Below are 5227 nucleotides of genomic sequence, written 5' to 3' on the forward strand. Positions count from 1 at the left end.
GCGGCCGGCGGTGCGGCATACGCCGATTCGGGCGATGTCATCAAGGACTACCGGATCACCTACACCATCGACAAGGACGGGAGCATCGATGTCGCCGAGGACATCGACTACGCCTTCGCCACTCCCGATCGGCACGGGATCTATCGCACGCTCATCACCCGGCAGCCGTTCTCCTCGAGCTCCGAAGAGGATGTCGAATACGGCATCACGGACCTGAAGGTGACCTCGCCGGACGCCTCGGCGAAGCTCGACAAGAGTGTGCACTGGTCGGGTTTCCGCAAGAGCTGGATCGAGGCGAAGGTCGGTGACGCGGACAAGGAGATCACCAGTCGCCGGGCGCACTATCACCTGACCTATCGCCTCACCGGGGCGCTGCGCACCACTGGCGGCAAGCCCGAGTTCTATTGGAACGCAACGGGAAACGACTGGCAGGCCGCGATCGCCAAGCTGCACATCGAGGTCAAGGCACCGGCGACCGCGACGAAGGCCGTCTGTTATCAGGGCATGACCGGAGCGACCACCCGATGTGATGCGACCAGGACGAAGACGCTCACCACCTTCGATGCCCACGGTCTGACCGAGGGGGAGGGCGTGACGATCTCCGCGCTCTACCCCGCCGGCTCGATCGCCCACGCAACCCCCACCATCCTGCCCAAGGGCAGCCTGCTGACCAACGCCCATATCACGCCGGTGACGATCGGCGCAGGGGCGGCCGCGCTCGTTGCCGGTCTGCTCGCCGCTGCTGCGGCCCGGTTCGGTCGCCGCGACCGCCGGTATGCTGCGACCCCGCCCGGCGTCTTGGCTCCCCCGGGCACACCGTGGGTCAAGGACACCATCCCCGAGGGCAGCATTCCCGTGCAGTTCAACCCGCCGGATGTCCCGCCGGCCCTCGGTGGCACGCTGCTCGATCGGGATGCGGCTGAACGCCGCACCGCGGCGGTGCTCGTGGAACTCGCGACGCAAGGCGTTATCGGCATCCGCGCCGACCCGGACCAGTCCGGCTCGAAGCGCAAGCGCAAGCACGCGACCCTCGTGCGCTCGGCCCTGGTCCACGATCTCGAACGTGCCCGGCCGGGCTACCAGCGGGCCTTCGTCGACGCGACCTTCGGCTACACCAAGCAGCCGCTGATCCTCGATGCCACCAACTCCGCCGACAGTCAGCGCTTCAGCAAGGCCGACCAAGCGCTGACGAAGGTGCTCGATCGCGAAGCCAAGACCCAGGGGTGGTATGCCGGCACCTCCAGCCGCCCGATCTGGCTCGCGTTCCTCCTGATCGCGGCCGCCGGCTTCGTCCTCGTGCGCGCCATCCTGCCCCTGGGGCCGGCCGGCTGGCTGTGGCTGGTTCCGGCCGCCCTGGTCGCTCTGCTGCTCCTGCACGCTGCCGATCATTGGACCCGCGGTTATCGGACTCCGGTCGGCCGCGCCCTCACCGACCAGATGATCGGCTTCCGCCGCTACCTCGGGACGGCCGAAGCGGGGCAGTTGCGATTCGAGGAGGGTGAGGACATTTTCAGCAAATACCTCCCTTGGGCGATCATGTTCGGCGTCGCCGACCGGTGGCAGCGGGTCTGCGCCGAACTCGCCGCCGCCGGCCGAATCCCCGCCTCACCCGGCTGGTACGACGACAACCGGAACGACGGTTTCTACTCGACCTACTCCTCCAGTGATTTCGGTTCCTCGCTGGTGAGCGCGTCGGTGAGCAGCTCGGCTGCCAGCGGGTCGAGCGGCGGCGGATCCTCCGGCGGGGGCGGCGGAGGTGGCGGCGGCGGGAGTTGGTGAGCCACCGGCATACGGCAAGGTGCGTTGCGCGCCAACGCTGTTCGAGGGGCACCGGATCACCGGTGCCCCTCGTTCATTGCCGTATGCCGTGTGGCTCAGGCCCGCAGCGTCAACCCGTCGGCGTCGCTCGCGGTGTCGACGGTGACCTTCTCGCCGTCGCGGACGGTGCCGGCCAGGACAGCCCGGGCGAGCCGGTCGCCGATCTCCTTCTGCACCAGGCGGCGCAGCGGCCGGGCGCCGTAGGCCGGGTCGTAGCCCGTCTGCGCCAGCCAGGCCTTCGCCGCGTCGGTCACGTCGAGGGTGATCCGGCGGTCGTGCAGACGCGTCGCGAGTTGGCGCACCTGCAGGTCGACAATGTGCGTCAGCTCCGCCTGAGTGAGGGCGTCGAAGATGACCACCTCGTCGAGCCGGTTGAGGAACTCCGGCTTGAAGGACGCGCGCACCGTGGACATGACGGCCTCGCGCTTCTGCTCCTCGCTCAGCGTCGGGTCGATGAGGTAGTGCGAGCCGAGGTTGGAGGTCAGCACGAGGATGACATTGCGGAAGTCGACCGTGCGGCCCTGGCCGTCGGTCAGGCGCCCGTCGTCGAGGACCTGCAGCAGGATGTCGAAGGTCTCCGGGTGGGCCTTCTCGATCTCGTCGAGCAGCACGACGCTGTAGGGGCGCCGGCGTACGGCTTCGGTGAGCTGACCACCCTCTTCGTAGCCGACATAGCCGGGGGGCGCCCCGATCAGGCGGGCGACCGCGTGCCGCTCGGAGTACTCGGACATGTCGATGCGGACCATGGCCCGCTCGTCGTCGAACAGGAAGTCCGCGAGCGACTTGGCGAGTTCGGTCTTGCCGACGCCGGTGGGGCCGAGGAAGAGGAAGGATCCGGTCGGCCGGTCGGGGTCGGCCAGGCCGGCCCGGGAGCGGCGTACGGCATCGGCCACGGCCTCGACCGCGGCCTGTTGGCCGATCAGACGCGAGCCGATGATCGACTCCATCGAAAGCAGCTTCTCGGTCTCGCCCTGGAGCAAACGACCGGCCGGGATGCCCGTCCAGGCCGAGATGACCTCGGCGATGTCGTCCGGTCCCACGCGTTCCTTGACCATCAGATCGGTTGTGCCACGGGCGATTTCGTCCTCATTCGCCTTGGCGAGCTCCTTTTCCAGCGCGGGGATCTCGCCATACATCAGCCGCGAGGCGTCCTCATATTTGCCCTCGCGCTGGAGGCGTTCGGCCTGGGTGCGCAGATCGTCGAGCTGGACCTTGAGGTCGCCGACGCGATTCAGCCCCGACTTCTCCGCCTCCCACCGGGCGGTGAGCGCATTGAGCTCCTCGGTGCTGTCGGCCAGGTCTGCGCGCAGCTTGGCCAGGCGTTCTTTGCTGGCGTCGTCTTTCTCGCGGGCGAGGTGCAGCTCCTCCATCTTCATCCGGTCAACCGAGCGACGCAGTTGGTCGATCTCGACCGGGCTGGAGTCGATCTCCATGCGCAGGCGTGAGGCCGCCTCGTCGACGAGGTCGATGGCCTTGTCGGGCAACTGCCGGCCGGTGATGTAGCGGTCCGACAGCGAGGCGGCGGCCACGAGGGCACTGTCCTCGATCTCAACCTTGTGGTGGGCCTCGTAGCGTTCCTTCAGGCCGCGCAGGATCGCGATGGTGTCCTCCACGCTCGGCTCACCGACGAAAACCTGCTGAAAACGGCGCTCCAACGCGGGGTCCTTCTCGATGTGCTTGCGATACTCATCGAGGGTGGTCGCGCCGACGAGGCGCAACTCGCCGCGCGCGAGGAGCGGCTTGAGCATATTGCCGGCGTCCATCGCGCCCTCGCCGGTCGCCCCGGCTCCGACGACCGTGTGCAACTCGTCGATGAAGGTGATGATCTGTCCGTCGCTGGCCTTGATCTCCTCCAGGACGGCCTTGAGCCGCTCCTCGAACTCGCCCCGATATTTCGCGCCGGCCACCATCGCGCCGAGGTCGAGGGAGAGAAGTCGCTTGTCCCGCAACGACTCCGGGACGTCCCCGTCGACGATGCGTTGGGCGAGTCCCTCGACGACGGCGGTCTTGCCGACGCCGGGCTCGCCGATGAGGACGGGATTGTTCTTGGTGCGGCGCGAGAGCACCTGCACGACCCGGCGGATCTCGGTGTCGCGGCCGATCACCGGGTCGAGCTTGCCGTCGCGAGCCGCCTGGGTCAGGTCCGTGGAGTATTTGTCGAGCGCCTCGCTGGTCGCATCCGGGTTCTCGCTGGTGACCTTGCGGCCGGCACGCAGATGCTCGATCTGGGCCTCGATCGCCTTGGCGTCGACACCTTTGAGCGCGCCCTTCTCGGCCAGCGCGAGGACGAGGGCGTCGGTGGACAGATAGGTGTCGCCCCAGGCCTGCATCAAGGTGTTGGCCTGGGTGAGGACGGGCAGGACTGCCTGGCCGAAGCCGGGTCCGCTCGTCGAACCGCTGACGCGCGGGAGTTTGCCAAGCTCGGCGCGCGCGGCCGCGGCGACGGCCTCGGGGCTGGTGCCTCCGGCTGCGAGCAGGGCGGGCACGGTCGTCTCGGGCACCTCGGTGATCGCGAGCGCGAGGTGGGCAGGGGTGATCTCGGGGTTGCCGGCCGCCTGCGCCGAGCGCTGCGCCACGGCGAGGATCTCGGCAACCTTGGTTGTCGGCTTGAGTTCCATAAAGGTGTATAACTCCTTGAGTTTTGGGCAGGGGTTTGGTTCTGTCTTACCAGAAACAACGCGAGCAAAGTTGAGTGTATTCCGCTCAACTTTCACGGACTCGGGACTCACCGGCCCAAGGCGCCGCGTGCGCCTGCATAATGCATGCATTGCCGTTAGGATCCGGCTATGCCGAAATCGATCACCATCCGCAACGTCCCCGACGAGGCCGTGCGCGAGTTGGCCTCCCGCGCCGCCCGGGATGGGCGATCGATGCAGGAATACCTCCGGGGTGAACTCGTCCGGCTCGCGAGTCGCCCCGATCCGGCCCTGTGGTTGGAGCGGGTCCGCGCGCGCAAGGCCGAAGAACCGGTCGAACTGACCGTCGAGGAGATCCTGGACTCCATCCATGCTGACCGGAGGTAGCGAGTTCGTCGTCGACGCCTCGGTTCTGGTCTCGATGCTCACGGCGGTCGGGGCGGGGCCTGAGTGGGCGGAGGATCTGTGTCTCGGCTCGGTCCTGCACTCGCCCCACCACGTGTTGCCCGAGTGCGCGAAGGCCATTCGGCGATTGGAGCGGTCGGGCTCGATCAGTGGCCGACAAGCGGAGGGCGCCCATCGCGACCTGCTCGCCCTCGACCTCGACGTGTGGCCTTACGCTCCCTTGGCATTTCGCGCCTGGGAGTTGCGACACAGGTTGACGTCGTATGACGCGAGCTACGTCGCCCTCGCGGAAGCACTCGGGCTCCCGCTGGCCACGCTCGACGCCGCCATCCCTACGACGCCGGGGGCCCGATGCACCTTTCTGACCC

At 67.9% G+C, this 5227-nt stretch carries 4 protein-coding genes; 3 read left to right on the forward strand and 1 reads right to left on the reverse strand.

Translation table 11 applies throughout. The features are described 5' to 3' along the window. A partial coding sequence (locus PKH97_RS08490; protein WP_324386974.1) for a DUF2207 domain-containing protein occupies positions 1-1779 on the forward strand: 1779 nt, incomplete at its 5' end. A gap of 95 nt (positions 1780-1874) precedes the next feature. On the opposite strand, the gene clpB is transcribed toward PKH97_RS08490, so the two are convergent. Beyond that, complete coding sequence (gene clpB / locus PKH97_RS08495) at positions 1875-4436, reverse strand: ATP-dependent chaperone ClpB (protein WP_324386975.1); 2562 nt, start codon at positions 4434-4436, stop codon at positions 1875-1877. Positions 4437-4604: 168 nt separating this feature from the next. On the opposite strand from clpB, the gene PKH97_RS08500 reads away from it, so the two are divergent. Continuing rightward, positions 4605-4841, forward strand: coding sequence for a hypothetical protein (locus tag PKH97_RS08500; RefSeq protein WP_324386976.1), 237 nt, complete (start codon positions 4605-4607; stop codon positions 4839-4841). Next, the coding region (locus PKH97_RS08505) for a type II toxin-antitoxin system VapC family toxin (RefSeq protein ID WP_324386977.1) at positions 4825-5227 on the forward strand (403 nt) is incomplete at its 3' end. The genes PKH97_RS08500 and PKH97_RS08505, both read left to right, overlap by 17 nt.

It is taken from the genome of Nostocoides sp. (assembly GCF_035343835.1).
Lineage (GTDB): Bacteria > Actinomycetota > Actinomycetes > Actinomycetales > Dermatophilaceae > Nostocoides_A > Nostocoides_A vanveenii.